Origin of the sequence: Bradyrhizobium sp. cir1 (assembly GCF_014198245.1) — a bacterium.
In the GTDB taxonomy this organism is placed as follows: domain Bacteria; phylum Pseudomonadota; class Alphaproteobacteria; order Rhizobiales; family Xanthobacteraceae; genus Bradyrhizobium.
Window position 1 is genome coordinate 140,769 of the sequence record NZ_JACIHE010000013.1, and the last position, 13,488, is coordinate 154,256.

The window sequence follows — 13,488 nt, forward strand, 5'->3', positions numbered from 1 at the left end:
AGCATGTATGTCGCAGTCAAAGGCGGCGAACGCGCCATCGAGAACGCCCATCGCCTGCTCGCGCATAAGCGGCGCGGCGACCAGAGCGTTGCGGAAGTCACGCTCGATCAGATCTCGGAGCAGCTTGGCCTCGCCGTCGACCGCGTCATGAGCGAAGGCTCGCTCTATGATCGCGAGCTCGCCGCGCTTGCGATCAAGCAGGCGCGCGGCGATCTGATCGAGGCGATTTTCCTGGTCCGCGCCTTCCGCGCCACGCTGCCGCGTTTCGGCACCAGCGAGCCGGTCGACACTGGCGCGATGCGGGTGCGGCGGCGGGTGTCGGCGACCTTCAAGGACATTCCGGGCGGCCAGATCTTAGGTCCGACCTTCGACTACACCCACCGCCTGCTCGATCCCTCGCTCGCCGAGGGCTTCGTACCGGAGGCGCCGGCTGTGGCCGAGGCCTCGACCGCGCCGACGCCGCGCGTCACCGACATTTTAGGCCGGGACGGGCTGATCGAATCCTCGCCGGAAGCCGAGGACGGCGCCAGCGTCGGCGATCTCACCCGCGAGCCGCTGAATTTTCCGGCCGACCGCGACCTGCGCCTGCAGAACCTTGCGCGCGGTGACGAAGGTTTTCTCCTCGCGATGGGCTATTCCACCCAGCGCGGCTACGGCCGCAACCATCCTTTTGTCGGCGAGATCCGTTTCGGCGAGGTCGAGGTCGAATTTCTCGCGGAAGACGTCGGCTTCGCCGTGCCGCTCGGCGCGATCGAGCTCACCGAGTGCCAGATGGTCAACCAGTTCAAGGGATCGGCCACGGAAGCGCCGTGCTTCACCCGGGGTTATGGCCTCGCCTTCGGCCAGAGCGAGCGCAAGACCATGTCGATGGCGCTGGTCGATCGCGCGCTGCGCGCGCGCGAGCTCGGCGAGGAGGCATTGGCCCCGGCGCAAGATGAAGAATTCGTGATGTCGCATTCCGACAACGTCCAGGCGACCGGCTTCGTCGAGCACCTGAAGCTGCCGCATTATGTCGACTTCCAGTCCGAGCTCGGCCTGCTGCGCAAGCTGCGTCAGGAATTTGCCGAGGCCAATGCGCCCGATGCCATGAAGGAGGCCGCGGAATGAACGCGCCCGCCTACAACTTCGCCTATCTCGATGAGCAGACCAAGCGGATGATCCGCCGCGCGATCCTGAAGGCGATCGCGATCCCCGGCTATCAGGTGCCGTTCGCCAGCCGCGAAATGCCGATGCCCTATGGCTGGGGCACCGGCGGCGTGCAGGTGACGGCCGCGATCCTGGGACCGCAGGACGTCTTGAAGGTGATCGACCAGGGTTCGGACGACACCACCAACGCGATCTCGATCCGAAAATTCTTCGCCAAGACCGCTGGCGTCGCCACCACGACGGCGACGGACGAGGCAACGGTGATCCAGACCCGCCACCGCATCCCGGAGACGGCGCTGCGCGCGAACCAGGTGCTGGTCTATCAGGTGCCGATCCCGGAACCGCTGCGCTTCCTCGAGCCGCGCGAGACCGAGACGCGGCGCATGCACGCGCTCGCCGAATACGGCCTGATGCATGTGAAGCTCTATGAGGACATCGCCCGCTTCGGCCACATCGCGACCGCCTATGCCTATCCGGTCAAGGTGAACGCGCGCTACGTGATGGACCCGTCGCCGACGCCGAAATTCGACAATCCCAAGATGGACAATTGCCCGGCGCTGCAATTGTTCGGTGCCGGCCGCGAGAAGCGCATCTATGCGATCCCGCCTTACACCCAGGTGGTCTCGCTCGATTTCGAGGATCACCCGTTCGAGCCCTATCGTTTCAATGCGCCTTGCGCGCTGTGCGGGGCGGAGAACTCCTACCTCGACGAGATCGTCACCGACGACAAGGGCGGGCGCATGTTTGTCTGCTCGGACACCGATTATTGCGAGGGACGCCAGGCCGCCGGTCATCACGGCAGCCTCAGCGCCGCGCCGTACAAGGAGAAGGCGCAGGAGGCCTCGAATGGCTGATCAGAATCTGGTCGAGAACGACGAGCCGCTGCTGGTCGCAAAATCCCTCAGCAAGTCGTTCGGCCGCATCAAAGCCTGCCGCGACGTGTCGTTCTCGCTCTATCCCGGCGAGGTGCTGGCGATCGTCGGCGAATCCGGCTCGGGCAAGTCGACGCTGCTGCAGATGCTGTCGGGCCAGCTCGCCCCGAGCGCGGGTCACGTCTCGTATCGCATGCGTGACGGCATCACCCGCGATCTCGCGACGCTGGGCGAAGCCGAGCGCCGCTTCCTGTTCCGCACCGATTGGGGTTTCGTGCATCAGGATCCTGCCCAGGGCCTGCGCATGGCGGTGTCGGCCGGCGCCAATGTCGGCGAGCGGCTGATGGCGGTGGGCTGGAATCACTACGGCCGCATCCGCGACACCGCCTCCGACTGGTTGACCCGCGTCGAGATCGATACCGCGCGCATCGACGATGCGCCGCGCACCTATTCCGGCGGCATGCGCCAGCGTCTCCAGATCGCGCGCAACCTCGTCACCGAGCCCCGGCTGGTGTTCATGGACGAGCCGACCGGCGGCCTCGATGTCTCCGTGCAGGCGCGCCTGCTCGACCTCCTGCGCAGCCTCGTCGCCGAGCTTAACCTCGCCGTGATCATCGTCACCCACGATCTCGCGGTAGCGCGCCTGTTGTCGCACCGCGTGATGGTGATGAAAGGCGGCCGCGTCATCGAGACCGGTCTCACCGATCAGGTGCTCGACGACCCGCGCGAGCCGTATACGCAACTCCTCGTCTCCTCGATTCTGCCGCCATGAGTGTTCCGATGACCGCCATGATCGACGTCGCCGATGCGCAAAAGACCTTCACGATGCACCTGCAAGGCGGCATCGAATTGCCCGTCGTCAGCGGCGTGACCTTCCACGTCAACCCCGGTGAATGCGTCGTGCTCTCCGGCCCATCCGGCGCCGGAAAATCGTCGATCCTGAAGATGATCTTCGGCAATTACCGCTGCGACTCGGGCCGCATCGGCATCCGCCATCGCGGCACGGTGGTCGATCTCGCCACCGCCGAGCCGCGGCAGGTCCTCAACATTCGTCGCTCCACCATCGGCTATGTCAGCCAGTTTTTGCGGGCGGTGCCGCGCGTCGCCACCATCGACGTCGTCGCCGAGCCGTTGATCGTCAACGGCATGAGCCGGGCCGATGCACAGGCGCGCGCCGGTGAGTTGTTGCATCGCCTCAACATCCCCGAGCGCCTGTGGCAGCTTCCCCCTGCCACCTTCTCCGGCGGCGAGCAGCAGCGCGTCAATATCGCGCGCGGCTTCATCTCGGATCTGCCGATCCTGCTGCTGGACGAGCCGACCGCCTCGCTCGATGCCGCCAACCGCGCCGTGGTGGTCGAGCTGGTCGCCGAGAAGAAGCGTCAGGGCGTCGCCATGGTCGCCATTGTCCATGACGACGAAATCCGCCATCTGATTGCCGACCGCATCGTCGACGTCACCAGCTTTGCCGCCGCGGCCTGAAGGACATGGAAATGAAGCCGAAGGACACATTGATTGCCAACGCCAGGATCGTCCTGGCCGACCGGGTGATCGAGCAGGGCTGGCTCGCGCTTGCCGATGGACGCATCGCAGAGATCGGTGAGGGCAGGGCCCCCGCGGGCGCAGAGGATGCCGGCGGCGATCTGATCATGCCGGGCCTGATCGAGCTCCACACCGACCATCTCGAAGCGCATTACGTGCCGCGGCCAAAGGTGTTCTGGAATCCGGTCGCCGCCGTCGTCTCCTATGACGGCCAGCTCGCCACATCAGGCATCACCACCGTGTTCGATTCGCTCCGGGTCTGGCGTGAGGACGGCGCGGAGGAGGTCGATGGCCGCGCCGGCGTGCTCGCCGCCGCGATCACCACCGCGCGCGAAGCCAACCTGCTGCGCGCCGACCACTTCCTGCATCTGCGCTGCGAAATCCCGATGCCGAGCGTGGTCGAGGAGGCCAAGGAGCTGATCGACCGTCCCGACGTCAAGCTGATGTCGCTGATGGACCACACGCCGGGCCAGCGCCAGTTCCGCGACGAGGTCAAGCTGCGCGACTATTACCGCGGCAAGGGCGGTGGCAAGACCGATGCCGAGCTCGACGAGCTGTTCGCAAAGCGCTTCGAATATCAGAGGCTCTATGCCGCGGCCAACATGCGCGAGATCGTGGCGCTGGCGCACGAGTACAAGATCCCGCTGGCGAGCCACGACGACACCACCGAGGAGAATGTCGCGGATGCCGTGCGCGATCGCGTTTCGGTCGCGGAATTCCCGACCACGCTGGAGGCCGCGCGCGGCCTGCACCAGGCCGGCATCGACATCCTGATGGGCGCGCCCAACGTCGTGCGCGGCGGCTCGCACTCCGGCAACATTGCCGCGGTCGATCTCGCCCGCGAAGGCCTGCTCGATATCCTGTCGTCGGACTACATTCCGTCCAGCCTCCTGATGGCGGCGTTGCAATTGCCCGAGCATGTGCCTGCGATCAGCCTTCCGGCTGCGGTTCGCACGGTGACCAAGGCACCCGCCGAGGCGGTCGGCCTCACCGACCGCGGCGAGGTCGCAACCGGCAAGCGCGCCGACCTGATCCGCGTGCATGTCGCAGGCCACGTTCCCGTGGTCCGCAGCGTCTGGCGCGAGGGACGCCGCGTCGCATGAGCGAGACCGTGACCACGGCCGAGGGCGAGGCGGGCGCGATCGGGCCCGGCCGGCTCGTGCTCGTGGTCGGTCCCAGCGGCGCCGGCAAGGATACGCTGCTCCGGCTGGCGCAGGCGGCCTGCGCCGATGACCTGAGTGTCGTCTTTCCGCGCCGTGTCGTGACGCGCGCGTCCTCCGCGGACGAGGACAATATCGCGGTCAGCCAGGACGAATTCCGCCGTGCGCGCGATCACGGCGATTTCGCCGTGCACTGGGAGGCGCATGGACACGCCTATGCGCTGCCGCTCGAGATCAACGACGACATCCGCGCCGGTTGTGCGGTCGTCGCGAACGTCTCGCGCACTGTGATTGCCACGTTGCGCCGGGCCTATGCCAATGTCGTGGTGGTCGCGATCACGGCGCCGCCGGACGTGCTGGCGCAGCGGCTTGCCGCGCGGGCGCGGCAGAGCGACCGAAATATCGCGGAGCGGCTGTCACGCAGTGTCGACAACTCGTCGGCGCAAGCCGACGTCACCATCCTCAACGCCGGCAGCGCGGACTATCACAGCCGCCAGCTCGTGCGCGTCATCAAGAACGAAAGCTGGCAAGACTAGCGGCTGGCCCAACAAGGAGAGAGTGGAATGACGGTGATCGAAACGGTCGAACAGCTTGAGGCCATCTACGGCGCCACCAACGATGCCTCGACCGTGAAAGTCGCCGACCATGTCACGCCGCTCTACCGCATCTTCATCGAGAAGGCGCCGTTCGCCGCGCTCGCGACCATCGGCCCCGAAGGCATCGATTGCTCGCCGCGCGGCGATCTTCCCGGCTTCGTCCGCATCCACGATCCCAACACGCTGATGCTGCCGGACCGACGCGGCAACAACCGGGTCGATTCCCTGCGCAACATCGTGCGCGACCCGCGCGTGTCGCTGATGTTCCTGATCCCCGGGTCCGGCAATGCGGTCCGCGCCAACGGCCGCGCGCATCTGTCAGTCGATCCGGAGCTGCTGGCCTCGTTCAAGGTCGAGGGCAAGGCGCCGCGCAGCGTGATGGTGATGAACGTGGAAGAAATCTATTTCCAGTGCGCCCGCGCCATCGTCCGCTCCGATCTCTGGAATCCCGACAAGCGCGTCGATCCCAAGACGCTGCCGACACCGGGCCAGATCCTCGCCGAGATGAGCCAGAACAAGGTCGGCGGCGCGGAGTACGACCGCATCTGGCCCGAGCGCGCGGCGGCAACGATGTGGTGATCGACCGCGCTCTCTCGTCTCCCTCGCCCCGCTCTCTTGTCCGCCGAAGCCCGCCTTCGGGCGAAGGCGGATGCGGGGAGAGGGCGGGGTGAGGGGCCTCTCTCTCCACACGTGAGATCGTCGTGGGACCTGTACCCCCTCACCCGGATTGCATCTTCGATGCAATCCGACCTCTCCCCGCAAGCGGCAGGGCTATCGCATATGACTCGTTGAGGCGGCCTGCGCGCACGCCTCGTCCTTCGAGACGGCGCTTACGCGCCTCCTCAGGATGAGGCTAATCAGCGTCAGTGCCCGTTGAAACTGCTGCCGCGCACTCCGTCCTCATCCTGAGGAGCCCGCCCTGAAGCGGGCGTCTCGAAGGATGGCCACAGGGGAAGCTCTCAAATGCGATAGCCCTGCCGCAAGCGGGGAGAGGTGAAGCAAGCACGCCGCAGCCGCCCTCTAATTAAACGCCGTTCCGCCGCTCAGCGCGATGGTCTGCCCGGTCATGTAGGCATTATCGACCAGCAGCATCACCGCTTTCGCCACCTCATCCGCCGTGCCGAAGCGGCCGAGCGGGATGCGACTGACGAGGCCGGGCTGGCCGCTCATCATGTCGGTCTCGATCAGCGAGGGCGCCACCGCGTTGACGGTGATGCCTTCCTTCACCAGCCGCGCCGCATAACCTCGCGTCAGGCCCTCCATGCCGGCCTTGGACGCATTGTAGTGCGGCCCGATCGAGCCGGCGCCACGTGCAGCACCGGAGGAGATGTTGACGATGCGGCCCCATTTCCGCGCGCGCATCGACGGCAGCACCGCCTGCGTGCACAGGAAGGCGGATTTCAGGTTGACCAGGATGGTGCGGTCGAAATCGTCCTCGGTGAGATCATCGATGCCGCGCGTGATGGCGATGCCGGCATTGTTGACGAGGATATCGATCGGCCCGAGTCCGGCCGTGACGCGCTCGACCATTCCGGCCACGGCTTCGCGTTGCGAGACGTCGGCGGCGACCACGATGGCGCGGCCGCCCTGCTGGCCGATCTCGCCCGCGAGTTGTTCAGCCTGGCCAATTCTCTCGCGGCAATTGATCGCCACCGCTGCGCCTGCTTCGGCCAGCGCACGACAGACGGCTGCGCCAATCCCGCGCGAGCCGCCGGTGACGAGCGCCGTGCGCCCCTTCAAAGCATCCGTCATGTCGTCCTCCCGCACTTCTTTGCGCCTCTCAGGGCAACGGTACCACGCTATGGACCCCCTGCGTGTTGACATCATCGCGAGATGATTTCGGCTGCGGCGGCTTGCGCGCAGAGAAGTGCGCGCACGCGACCGCGGCAAATATGGATAGCCATTTCATTGACCGATTGGGTCAATCCCTCGATATTCGCAACATCGAAACTGCATCGTCGAGCCGAAGGCCTGCTGCATGAGATCGAATGACCAGCGAGTGAGAAGCGACATGCGCAAGCGCATGATGCGTCGCTGCGTCTCGGCCGCGACCGGCGCCTGTTGTTGCTGCTGATCGCCGAGCCAAAGTCCCGATCGCAATCTCTTGACAGGAGCGCCGACCCGTTCGGCGAACGAGCAGCCATGCCCAAAGCCTATATCATCGAAGTTCACGATCGCACCGCCGGCATCATCGCCAGCGACGAGCGCGGCTTCCGCTTCTTCTCCTCCGAACGTCTGTTCGACAGCCTCGAAGGCCGCCAGTTCCGCTCCGCGCGGGACGCCGAACGCGCCGCACGCGCCGTGTTGGCGGAACGCGGGTACCTTGTCTCAATCTGAGCACCAGCAGACCGAAAGGACTTTGCAAATGATCACGCGACGACACATCATCGCCGGCGCTCTGTTGCTGGCAACTGCGGCGGGTTCGCCCGTGCGCGCCGAGGACAAGCCGGCGGAAATCCGCATCGGCACGCAGAAGGGCGGCTTCTTCCCGGCGGTGCGCCAGCGCCAGACGCTCGAGAACGCCTTCAAGCCGCTCGGCATCGCGATCAAGTGGGTCGATTTCCAGTTCGGTCCGCCGCTGCTGGAAGCCATCAATGTCGGCAGCGTCGATTTCGGCTATGTCGGCGACTCCCCGCCGATCTTCGCGCAGGCCGGCGGCGCCAAGATCCGCTACGTTGCTGCGGTGAAATCGGAAGGCAACACCCAGGCGATCATCGTGCCGAAGGACTCAGCCATCAAGACGCTGGCCGATCTCAAGGGCAAGCGCATCGCCTTTGGCAAGGGATCGAGCGCGCATAATCTGCTGGTCGCTGCGCTCGAAAAGGCCGGGCTGTCCTGGTCCGACATCACGCCGGCGCCGCTCGCGCCAGCCGATGCGACGGCCGCCTTCGTCAAGGGCTCGGTCGATGCCTGGTCGATCTGGGATCCGTATCTTGCGCTTGCCGAATTGAAGGAGAACGCGCGCGTCATCGCCTTCGACAAGGACGTGCACAAGCCGAACGCCTTCTACATCGCCAACACGGATTTCGTTGATAAATATCCTTCGCTGGTCGCGAAGCTCAACTCCACCTTCGCGTCCGAAGGCGTCTGGGCCAACCAACACCACGAGGACGTCGCCAAAGCGCAGGCAGACGCGACCGGCGTCGACATCGAGGCTGTCAGGCGTTTCGTGGATCGCTCCAACTTCCGCGTCGTGCCGCTGGATGCCGAAATTGTCGCAAGCCAGCAGGCGGTCGCCGATCGCTTCGCCAGGCTCGGCCTGATCCCGAAGCCGGTCAAGGTCTCCGACATCGTCTGGAAATGGAATCCGGGCTCCTGAGCGGGCATCCTTTTGAGGAGTAGCAGTATGAGTTTCTACAGAGACTTCAACGACAAGCTCGCGATCGAACGGTGGAACACGCACCAGCGCGAACCGTTCGAGACGATCAAGGTAAGGCAGCTCTCGCCGACTGTCGGCGCGGAGATCTCCGGTGTCGATCTCTCCAAGGAGGTGAGCGAGACGCAATTCGCCGAAATCAGGCGGGCGCTCGACGAGAATCTTGCCGTGATCTTCCGCGACCAGAAACTGTCGCCGGAGGATCATAAGCGCTTCGCGCGCCGCTTCGGCAAGTCTTTGCACCGGCATGAGCTGGCCGCCACGCGTTTCAAGGGCGATGGTCCGTTCGATCCGGAATTCCTGTCATGGAAGACCGGCCGGGACTCGCGCTTCACTGCCGGCGACGGCTGGCATCCCGACGTGTCCTGCGATCCCAGCCCGATCGCCTATTCGCTGCTGCGGGTGACGAAGACCCCGCCGCTCGGCGGCGATACCGCCTTCGCCAACATGTATCTCGCCTACGAATTCCTGTCGGATCCGATCAAGCAATTGCTCGACGGCCTGACCGCCATCCACGATGGGTCGCTGGCCTGGACCGCCGGCTATGGTGCGAAGCCTGATCCCGGCAAGACCTATCCGCAGACCGAGCACCCGGTGGTGCCGATCCATCCGCGCACGGGACGAAAGTTCCTCTATGTGAATGCGTCCTTCACCTCGCACATCGTGCAACTGACGCGGCGGGAAAGCGACGCCATTCTGCAGCTCTTGTTCCGGCATGTCGAAAGCCAGCTTGCGTTGCAGACGCGCGTCAACTGGCACCCGAATTCGCTGCTGGTATGGGACAATTGGGCGAGCCAGCACCACGCGATCTGGGATTACTATCCCGAGGAACGCTGGGGCGAGCGTGTCTCGGTGGTGACCGGAGAGGCACCGCGAGCCCGGCTCGATCTCGGCGAGGCCGCCGAGTAGTTTCGCCCGACGCGGCGCTCCACCTACCTCCGGCGGCGCGCCCTGGTGCGTGCCGCCTTCTTTGCGGCGGCGGAGCGCACCTTGGCGCCCTTGGTGTGGCTCGCCTTCCGCGCGGCGGCTGAGCGGGACGCTGCGGTTCGACGGCTTGCAGCACGCTTGGCCTGTTTCGACAGCGCGCCGCGCGATGCGGTCGACCGCGGCTCCTTCTTCAACACGCCTTCGACGGCGCGTGACACGCGCGGGCGGTGTTTCGCGGTACGTTTGCCCTGGCCGACCTCGTAAGCGTATTTGGCGCTGCGGCGCGTCGACTTCTTGGTGCTTCCCTTGCGCGGTGGCGGCAGATCGACACCGGCGCGCCGCGCCTCGGAAAGGCCAATGGCGATGGCCTGCTTGGTCGAGCGCGCGCCGTGCTTGCCTTTCCGGATCCTGTCGATCTCGTCCTTGACGAATTCGCCGGCCTGCGTGCTGGCCGATTTACCGGCGCGCTTGTCCTGCCTGGCTTTGCGGATGATTTCCTGTCTTGGCATAGTCGAGTTCCCCTTCTGATTCAGAGGGATGTCTGACCGCAACGCGCAAGGCAGAAGATCGATCCGCTTAGTTCCTCAGCGCCGCAAGCAACTCGTCCGGGCGTTCGGCCATGATCATGTGGCCGGCACCGGGCACCACGACGGTCTTCGCATGCGGGATCGCGGCCGCAAGCGCCTTGCCGGCCTTGGCCGGCGTCATCATGTCCCGCTCGCCGAGAATGAGCGTCGTCGGCACCTTCACGCCCGCCGCAGCGGTGAGCGCATTCGCATAGGCATTGCAGGCCGACAGATCCCTGAACAGGACGCCCGGCTCGCAAGCCTTCAGCACCGCCTGCGCGCCGCCATGCATCCACAGGCCTGGCGCGAGGCTGCCGCCGAGTTCCGCGTTGAAGCCGAGGCCCCAGATCGAGACCATGTCGTTGGCATCCTGCAAGTTGGCCTCGGCGGCCTTCAGCAGATCCGGACCGACGGTCATGGTCGCGGCGGTGCCGATCAGGCTCAGCGCGGAGACTTTTTCGGGATGCCGCGCCGCCGTCTCCAGCGAGATCAACGATCCCATGGAGTGACCGATCAGATGTGCCTTCGCAGCGCCGGCCGCATCGAGCAGCGCCGCGATCCAGTCGGCCATCTCCGCGATGGTCGAGAGCGACGGCCCGGCCGAGCGGCCGTGGCCGGGGAGGTCCGGCGCCAGCACCGAAAAACCATGATGGGCAAACCAGCGCGTATGCAGCGCCCAGGTCGAATGATCGAAGCCCGCGCCGTGGATGAAGACCACCGCGGGCAGCGACTTGTCGAAGTCGCGGCCGCCGGTTGCGACAAACACATCAGTGCCGTTGACGGAAAGCTTCATGGTGTCAGGCCTTTTGCGAGATGCGCAGTGCTTGGTTGAGGTCGTCGATGATGTCGGTGGCGGTCTCGATGCCGACAGAGAGCCGCACCAGCTCCTCGCCGACGCCGGCCGCCTTGAGCTGCTCGGCGTCCATCTGCTGATGCGTGGTCGAGGCGGGATGGATCACCAGCGTCTTGGCATCGCCGACATTGGCGAGATGGCTGATCATGCGCAGCGACTCGATGAACTTGCGCCCGGCGGGCCGGCCGCCCTTGATGCCGAAGGACACGATCGAGCCGGCGCCGCGCGGCAGCAGCGTCTTGGCGAGCTGATAGTCGGGATGGGTCTCCAGCGAGGGATGCAGCACCCAGTCCACGGCCTTGTTGGATTTGAGCGCCTCCAGCACGGCGTGCGTGTTCTGCATGTGCCGGTCCATGCGCACGCCCAGCGTTTCCACGCCCTGCAGCAGCTGGAACGCATTGGTGGGCGACAGGCAGGCGCCGAAATCGCGCAGGCCTTCCGTGCGGGCGCGCATGATGAAAGCGGCGGTGCCGAACTGCTCGTCGAAGACGATGCCGTGATAGCCGCCATAGGGCTCGGTCAGCACAGCGAATTTGCCGGAGCCGCGCCAGTCGAAGCGGCCGCCGTCGACGATGGCGCCGCCGATCGCGATGCCGTGGCCGCCGATCCATTTGGTCGCCGAATGCATCACGATGTCGGCGCCAAGCTCGATCGGGCGGCTGAGATAGGGCGTGGCAAAGGTGTTGTCGATCAGCAGCGGAATCTTTGCCTCATGCGCGATCGCAGCGACCTTGGGAATGTCCAGCACCTCGAGCCCGGGATTGCCGATGGTTTCGCCGATTACGAGCTTCGTGTTCGGCCTGATCGCGGCGCGAAACGCATCGAGATCGCGTGGTTTCACAAACGTCGTGGTGATGCCGAAGCGCGGCAGGGTGTGCGCCAAGAGGTTGATGGTACCGCCATAGAGCGAGCTCGAGGCCACGATGTGGTCGCCGGCATTGAGCAGCGTGGCGATGGCCAGGTGCATCGCCGCCTGGCCGCTCGCGGTGCAGATGGCGCCGACGCCGCCTTCCAGCGCCGCAAGCCGCTCCTCCAGCACGCCCGTGGTCGGATTGGAGATGCGCGTATAGATGTGCCCGGCGCGCTCCAGGTTGAACAGCGCGGCGGCGTGGTCGGAATCCTGGAATACGTAGGACGTGGTCTGGTAGATCGGCACCGCACGGGCACCGGTGGTGGGATCCGGATGCTGGCCCGCATGCAGGCTCAGGGTCTCGAAGGCAGGCGGCTTTGGCGCGGGCATGCGTGGCCTCGTTGGTCGGTCGGTGATGGCGGCCGTTGTGCCACAAAACGGAGCCGCACGTCAGCCCATTGACAGCGCCGCGTGGTGACGTGCAGCGCGAAGTGTGACGTGAGCCGTGGCCGCATCGTCGGTGCGCTCCCTCGCCCCGTTCTTACGGGGAGAGGGTTGGGGTGAGGGGCTCTCTCCGCAGAGACGGTGACAGCGAGCTTGCGGAGACTCCCCCTCACCCGGAATTCAAGCTTCGCTCGAATTCCGGCCTCTCCCCGCAAGCGGGGAGAGGCGAAGAAGCGCCGTCTCTACCTTACCCCCCGATCGCCTGCTCGATGATCCGAGCCTCCCGCAGCAGAATCTCCGCCACCTCCTGCTCTCGCCTTGGCCCGAGCCTCGTGCGAACGGCGGAGACGGTCATCGCCGCGGCGGGCTGCCCGTCCGGAGTCTTGATCCAGGTCGAGATCGATTTCGTGCCCTGGATGAGGCCGATCTCTCTCATGCCGTATCCCAGCCGCCTGGCGGCGGCGACCTCGCCGAGCACCGTCGCGACATCGGTCCGGTAGGCCTCGAACCGCTTCTCATTGGCCGCGACGATTTTTCGCGCCTCCTGCGCCGGCATCGCGGCGAGGATGGCGACGCCCGCGCTGGAGACGCCGAGCGGCCGGCGCGCGCCGACCTCGATCGACAGCACCTGGATCGGATAGACGCCGATCCTGCGGTCGACGCACAGCGTGTCGTTGCCGGTGCGCACGGTCAGGAACAGCGTGTCGCCGATCGCGGCGGATGCACGTTGCAGCGACGGATTGGCCGCGATCAGCAGCCGCGACGGCCGGGGACGCGCCAGCGCGAGCTCCGGCACCTGGTTGCCGATCGCGTAGCGCCCGGTGCGCTGGTGCCGCTCGACGATGCCTTCCTCGATCAGCACATGGACGATGCGATGCACGGTCGGACGGGTGAGGCCGGTGGTCCGTACCACCTCGGCCAATGGCACACCGTCCTCGCGGCCTGCGGCAAGAATGCGCAGCACCGCGAGGGCGCGCCGGATCGCCTGCGCGCCCTGCCGCGGTTCCATGGCGTTGCGGGCTATTCTGGTTCTGTCCATAATATGGACAAGAACGCCACAATTCACTCGACAGGACAAGTGCGCATCTGGAGATTGCGCCGCGATCGGGATGCCATGCGCGACGTCATCGGCACCCGATACTGGAATTGGAAGGGCCGC

The 13,488-nt window shown here is 65.9% G+C and carries 15 protein-coding genes; 10 read left to right on the forward strand and 5 right to left on the reverse strand.

Annotation, left to right across the window (positions count from 1 at the left end; genetic code table 11):
• The first annotated feature begins 3 nt into the window (after positions 1 to 3).
• Genes GGD63_RS24810 through GGD63_RS24840 form a run of 7 tightly spaced genes read left to right on the forward strand, consistent with a single transcriptional unit; the run spans position 4 to position 5,892 of the window.
• The gene (locus GGD63_RS24810) at positions 4 to 1,107 is read left to right on the forward strand and encodes a carbon-phosphorus lyase complex subunit PhnI (RefSeq protein ID WP_183245778.1); all 1,104 of its coding nucleotides are present in this window, start codon (positions 4 to 6) and stop codon (positions 1,105 to 1,107) included.
• Positions 1,104 to 2,000, forward strand: coding sequence for an alpha-D-ribose 1-methylphosphonate 5-phosphate C-P-lyase PhnJ (locus GGD63_RS24815; RefSeq protein ID WP_183245779.1), 897 nt, complete (start codon positions 1,104 to 1,106; stop codon positions 1,998 to 2,000). Before GGD63_RS24810 ends, GGD63_RS24815 begins: the two co-directional genes overlap by 4 nt.
• On the forward strand, positions 1,993 to 2,790 hold the full coding sequence (gene phnK, locus GGD63_RS24820) for a phosphonate C-P lyase system protein PhnK (RefSeq protein WP_183245780.1): 798 nt from the start codon (positions 1,993 to 1,995) through the stop codon (positions 2,788 to 2,790). The genes GGD63_RS24815 and phnK overlap by 8 nt, the downstream gene beginning before the upstream one ends.
• Positions 2,791 to 2,798: 8 nt before the next feature.
• Positions 2,799 to 3,497, forward strand: coding sequence for a phosphonate C-P lyase system protein PhnL (gene phnL / locus GGD63_RS24825; protein WP_183245781.1), 699 nt, complete (start codon positions 2,799 to 2,801; stop codon positions 3,495 to 3,497).
• 5 nt (positions 3,498 to 3,502) lie between these two features.
• Positions 3,503 to 4,660, forward strand: coding sequence for an alpha-D-ribose 1-methylphosphonate 5-triphosphate diphosphatase (locus tag GGD63_RS24830; protein WP_183245782.1), 1,158 nt, complete (start codon positions 3,503 to 3,505; stop codon positions 4,658 to 4,660).
• The gene (gene phnN, locus GGD63_RS24835; RefSeq protein ID WP_183245783.1) at positions 4,657 to 5,253 is read left to right on the forward strand and encodes a phosphonate metabolism protein/1,5-bisphosphokinase (PRPP-forming) PhnN; all 597 of its coding nucleotides are present in this window, start codon (positions 4,657 to 4,659) and stop codon (positions 5,251 to 5,253) included. The genes GGD63_RS24830 and phnN overlap by 4 nt, the downstream gene beginning before the upstream one ends.
• Before the next feature lie 27 nt (positions 5,254 to 5,280).
• On the forward strand, positions 5,281 to 5,892 hold the full coding sequence (locus GGD63_RS24840; protein WP_183245784.1) for a pyridoxamine 5'-phosphate oxidase family protein: 612 nt from the start codon (positions 5,281 to 5,283) through the stop codon (positions 5,890 to 5,892).
• Between the two features lie 441 nt (positions 5,893 to 6,333).
• Here GGD63_RS24840 and GGD63_RS24845 read toward each other — a convergent pair whose 3' ends face one another.
• Positions 6,334 to 7,065 carry an SDR family NAD(P)-dependent oxidoreductase gene (locus GGD63_RS24845; protein ID WP_183245785.1) on the reverse strand — a complete coding sequence of 244 codons (732 nt, stop codon included), beginning with the start codon at positions 7,063 to 7,065 and terminating at the stop codon, positions 6,334 to 6,336.
• Positions 7,066 to 7,455: 390 nt separating this feature from the next.
• Here GGD63_RS24845 and GGD63_RS24850 point away from each other — a divergent pair, with 390 nt between their 5' ends.
• The 3 genes from GGD63_RS24850 to GGD63_RS24860 are packed head-to-tail and all read left to right on the forward strand — an operon-like array spanning position 7,456 to position 9,598.
• Complete coding sequence (locus GGD63_RS24850) at positions 7,456 to 7,650, forward strand: hypothetical protein (RefSeq protein WP_183245863.1); 195 nt, start codon at positions 7,456 to 7,458, stop codon at positions 7,648 to 7,650.
• Between the two features lie 28 nt (positions 7,651 to 7,678).
• Complete coding sequence (locus GGD63_RS24855; RefSeq protein WP_183245786.1) at positions 7,679 to 8,632, forward strand: aliphatic sulfonate ABC transporter substrate-binding protein; 954 nt, start codon at positions 7,679 to 7,681, stop codon at positions 8,630 to 8,632.
• A gap of 27 nt (positions 8,633 to 8,659) precedes the next feature.
• Positions 8,660 to 9,598, forward strand: a complete 939-nt coding sequence (locus GGD63_RS24860; protein ID WP_183245787.1) for a TauD/TfdA family dioxygenase — start codon at positions 8,660 to 8,662, stop codon at positions 9,596 to 9,598.
• Between the two features lie 23 nt (positions 9,599 to 9,621).
• On the opposite strand, the gene GGD63_RS24865 is transcribed toward GGD63_RS24860, so the two are convergent.
• The 4 genes from GGD63_RS24865 to GGD63_RS24880 form a co-directional block, all read right to left on the reverse strand.
• Positions 9,622 to 10,125: a DUF6496 domain-containing protein gene (locus GGD63_RS24865; protein WP_183245788.1), complete on the reverse strand. Its 504-nt coding sequence runs from the start codon at positions 10,123 to 10,125 to the stop codon at positions 9,622 to 9,624.
• A gap of 67 nt (positions 10,126 to 10,192) precedes the next feature.
• On the reverse strand, positions 10,193 to 10,975 hold the full coding sequence (locus GGD63_RS24870) for an alpha/beta fold hydrolase (RefSeq protein ID WP_183245789.1): 783 nt from the start codon (positions 10,973 to 10,975) through the stop codon (positions 10,193 to 10,195).
• A gap of 4 nt (positions 10,976 to 10,979) precedes the next feature.
• The gene (locus tag GGD63_RS24875; RefSeq protein ID WP_183245790.1) at positions 10,980 to 12,275 is read right to left on the reverse strand and encodes an O-acetylhomoserine aminocarboxypropyltransferase; all 1,296 of its coding nucleotides are present in this window, start codon (positions 12,273 to 12,275) and stop codon (positions 10,980 to 10,982) included.
• 301 nt (positions 12,276 to 12,576) lie between these two features.
• Positions 12,577 to 13,368, reverse strand: a complete 792-nt coding sequence (locus GGD63_RS24880) for an IclR family transcriptional regulator (protein ID WP_183245791.1) — start codon at positions 13,366 to 13,368, stop codon at positions 12,577 to 12,579.
• Positions 13,369 to 13,488: the final 120 nt, after the last annotated feature.

Coding starts and splice junctions, on each gene's coding strand:
- GGD63_RS24810 (WP_183245778.1), top strand. CDS start 4: ATGTATGTCGCAGTCAAAGGCGGCGAACGCGCCATCGAGAACGCCCAT.
- GGD63_RS24815 (WP_183245779.1), top strand. CDS start 1,104: ATGAACGCGCCCGCCTACAACTTCGCCTATCTCGATGAGCAGACCAAG.
- phnK (WP_183245780.1), top strand. CDS start 1,993: ATGGCTGATCAGAATCTGGTCGAGAACGACGAGCCGCTGCTGGTCGCA.
- phnL (WP_183245781.1), top strand. CDS start 2,799: ATGACCGCCATGATCGACGTCGCCGATGCGCAAAAGACCTTCACGATG.
- GGD63_RS24830 (WP_183245782.1), top strand. CDS start 3,503: ATGGAAATGAAGCCGAAGGACACATTGATTGCCAACGCCAGGATCGTC.
- phnN (WP_183245783.1), top strand. CDS start 4,657: ATGAGCGAGACCGTGACCACGGCCGAGGGCGAGGCGGGCGCGATCGGG.
- GGD63_RS24840 (WP_183245784.1), top strand. CDS start 5,281: ATGACGGTGATCGAAACGGTCGAACAGCTTGAGGCCATCTACGGCGCC.
- GGD63_RS24845 (WP_183245785.1), bottom strand. CDS start 7,065: ATGACGGATGCTTTGAAGGGGCGCACGGCGCTCGTCACCGGCGGCTCG.
- GGD63_RS24850 (WP_183245863.1), top strand. CDS start 7,456: ATGCCCAAAGCCTATATCATCGAAGTTCACGATCGCACCGCCGGCATC.
- GGD63_RS24855 (WP_183245786.1), top strand. CDS start 7,679: ATGATCACGCGACGACACATCATCGCCGGCGCTCTGTTGCTGGCAACT.
- GGD63_RS24860 (WP_183245787.1), top strand. CDS start 8,660: ATGAGTTTCTACAGAGACTTCAACGACAAGCTCGCGATCGAACGGTGG.
- GGD63_RS24865 (WP_183245788.1), bottom strand. CDS start 10,125: ATGCCAAGACAGGAAATCATCCGCAAAGCCAGGCAGGACAAGCGCGCC.
- GGD63_RS24870 (WP_183245789.1), bottom strand. CDS start 10,975: ATGAAGCTTTCCGTCAACGGCACTGATGTGTTTGTCGCAACCGGCGGC.
- GGD63_RS24875 (WP_183245790.1), bottom strand. CDS start 12,275: ATGCCCGCGCCAAAGCCGCCTGCCTTCGAGACCCTGAGCCTGCATGCG.
- GGD63_RS24880 (WP_183245791.1), bottom strand. CDS start 13,368: ATGGACAGAACCAGAATAGCCCGCAACGCCATGGAACCGCGGCAGGGC.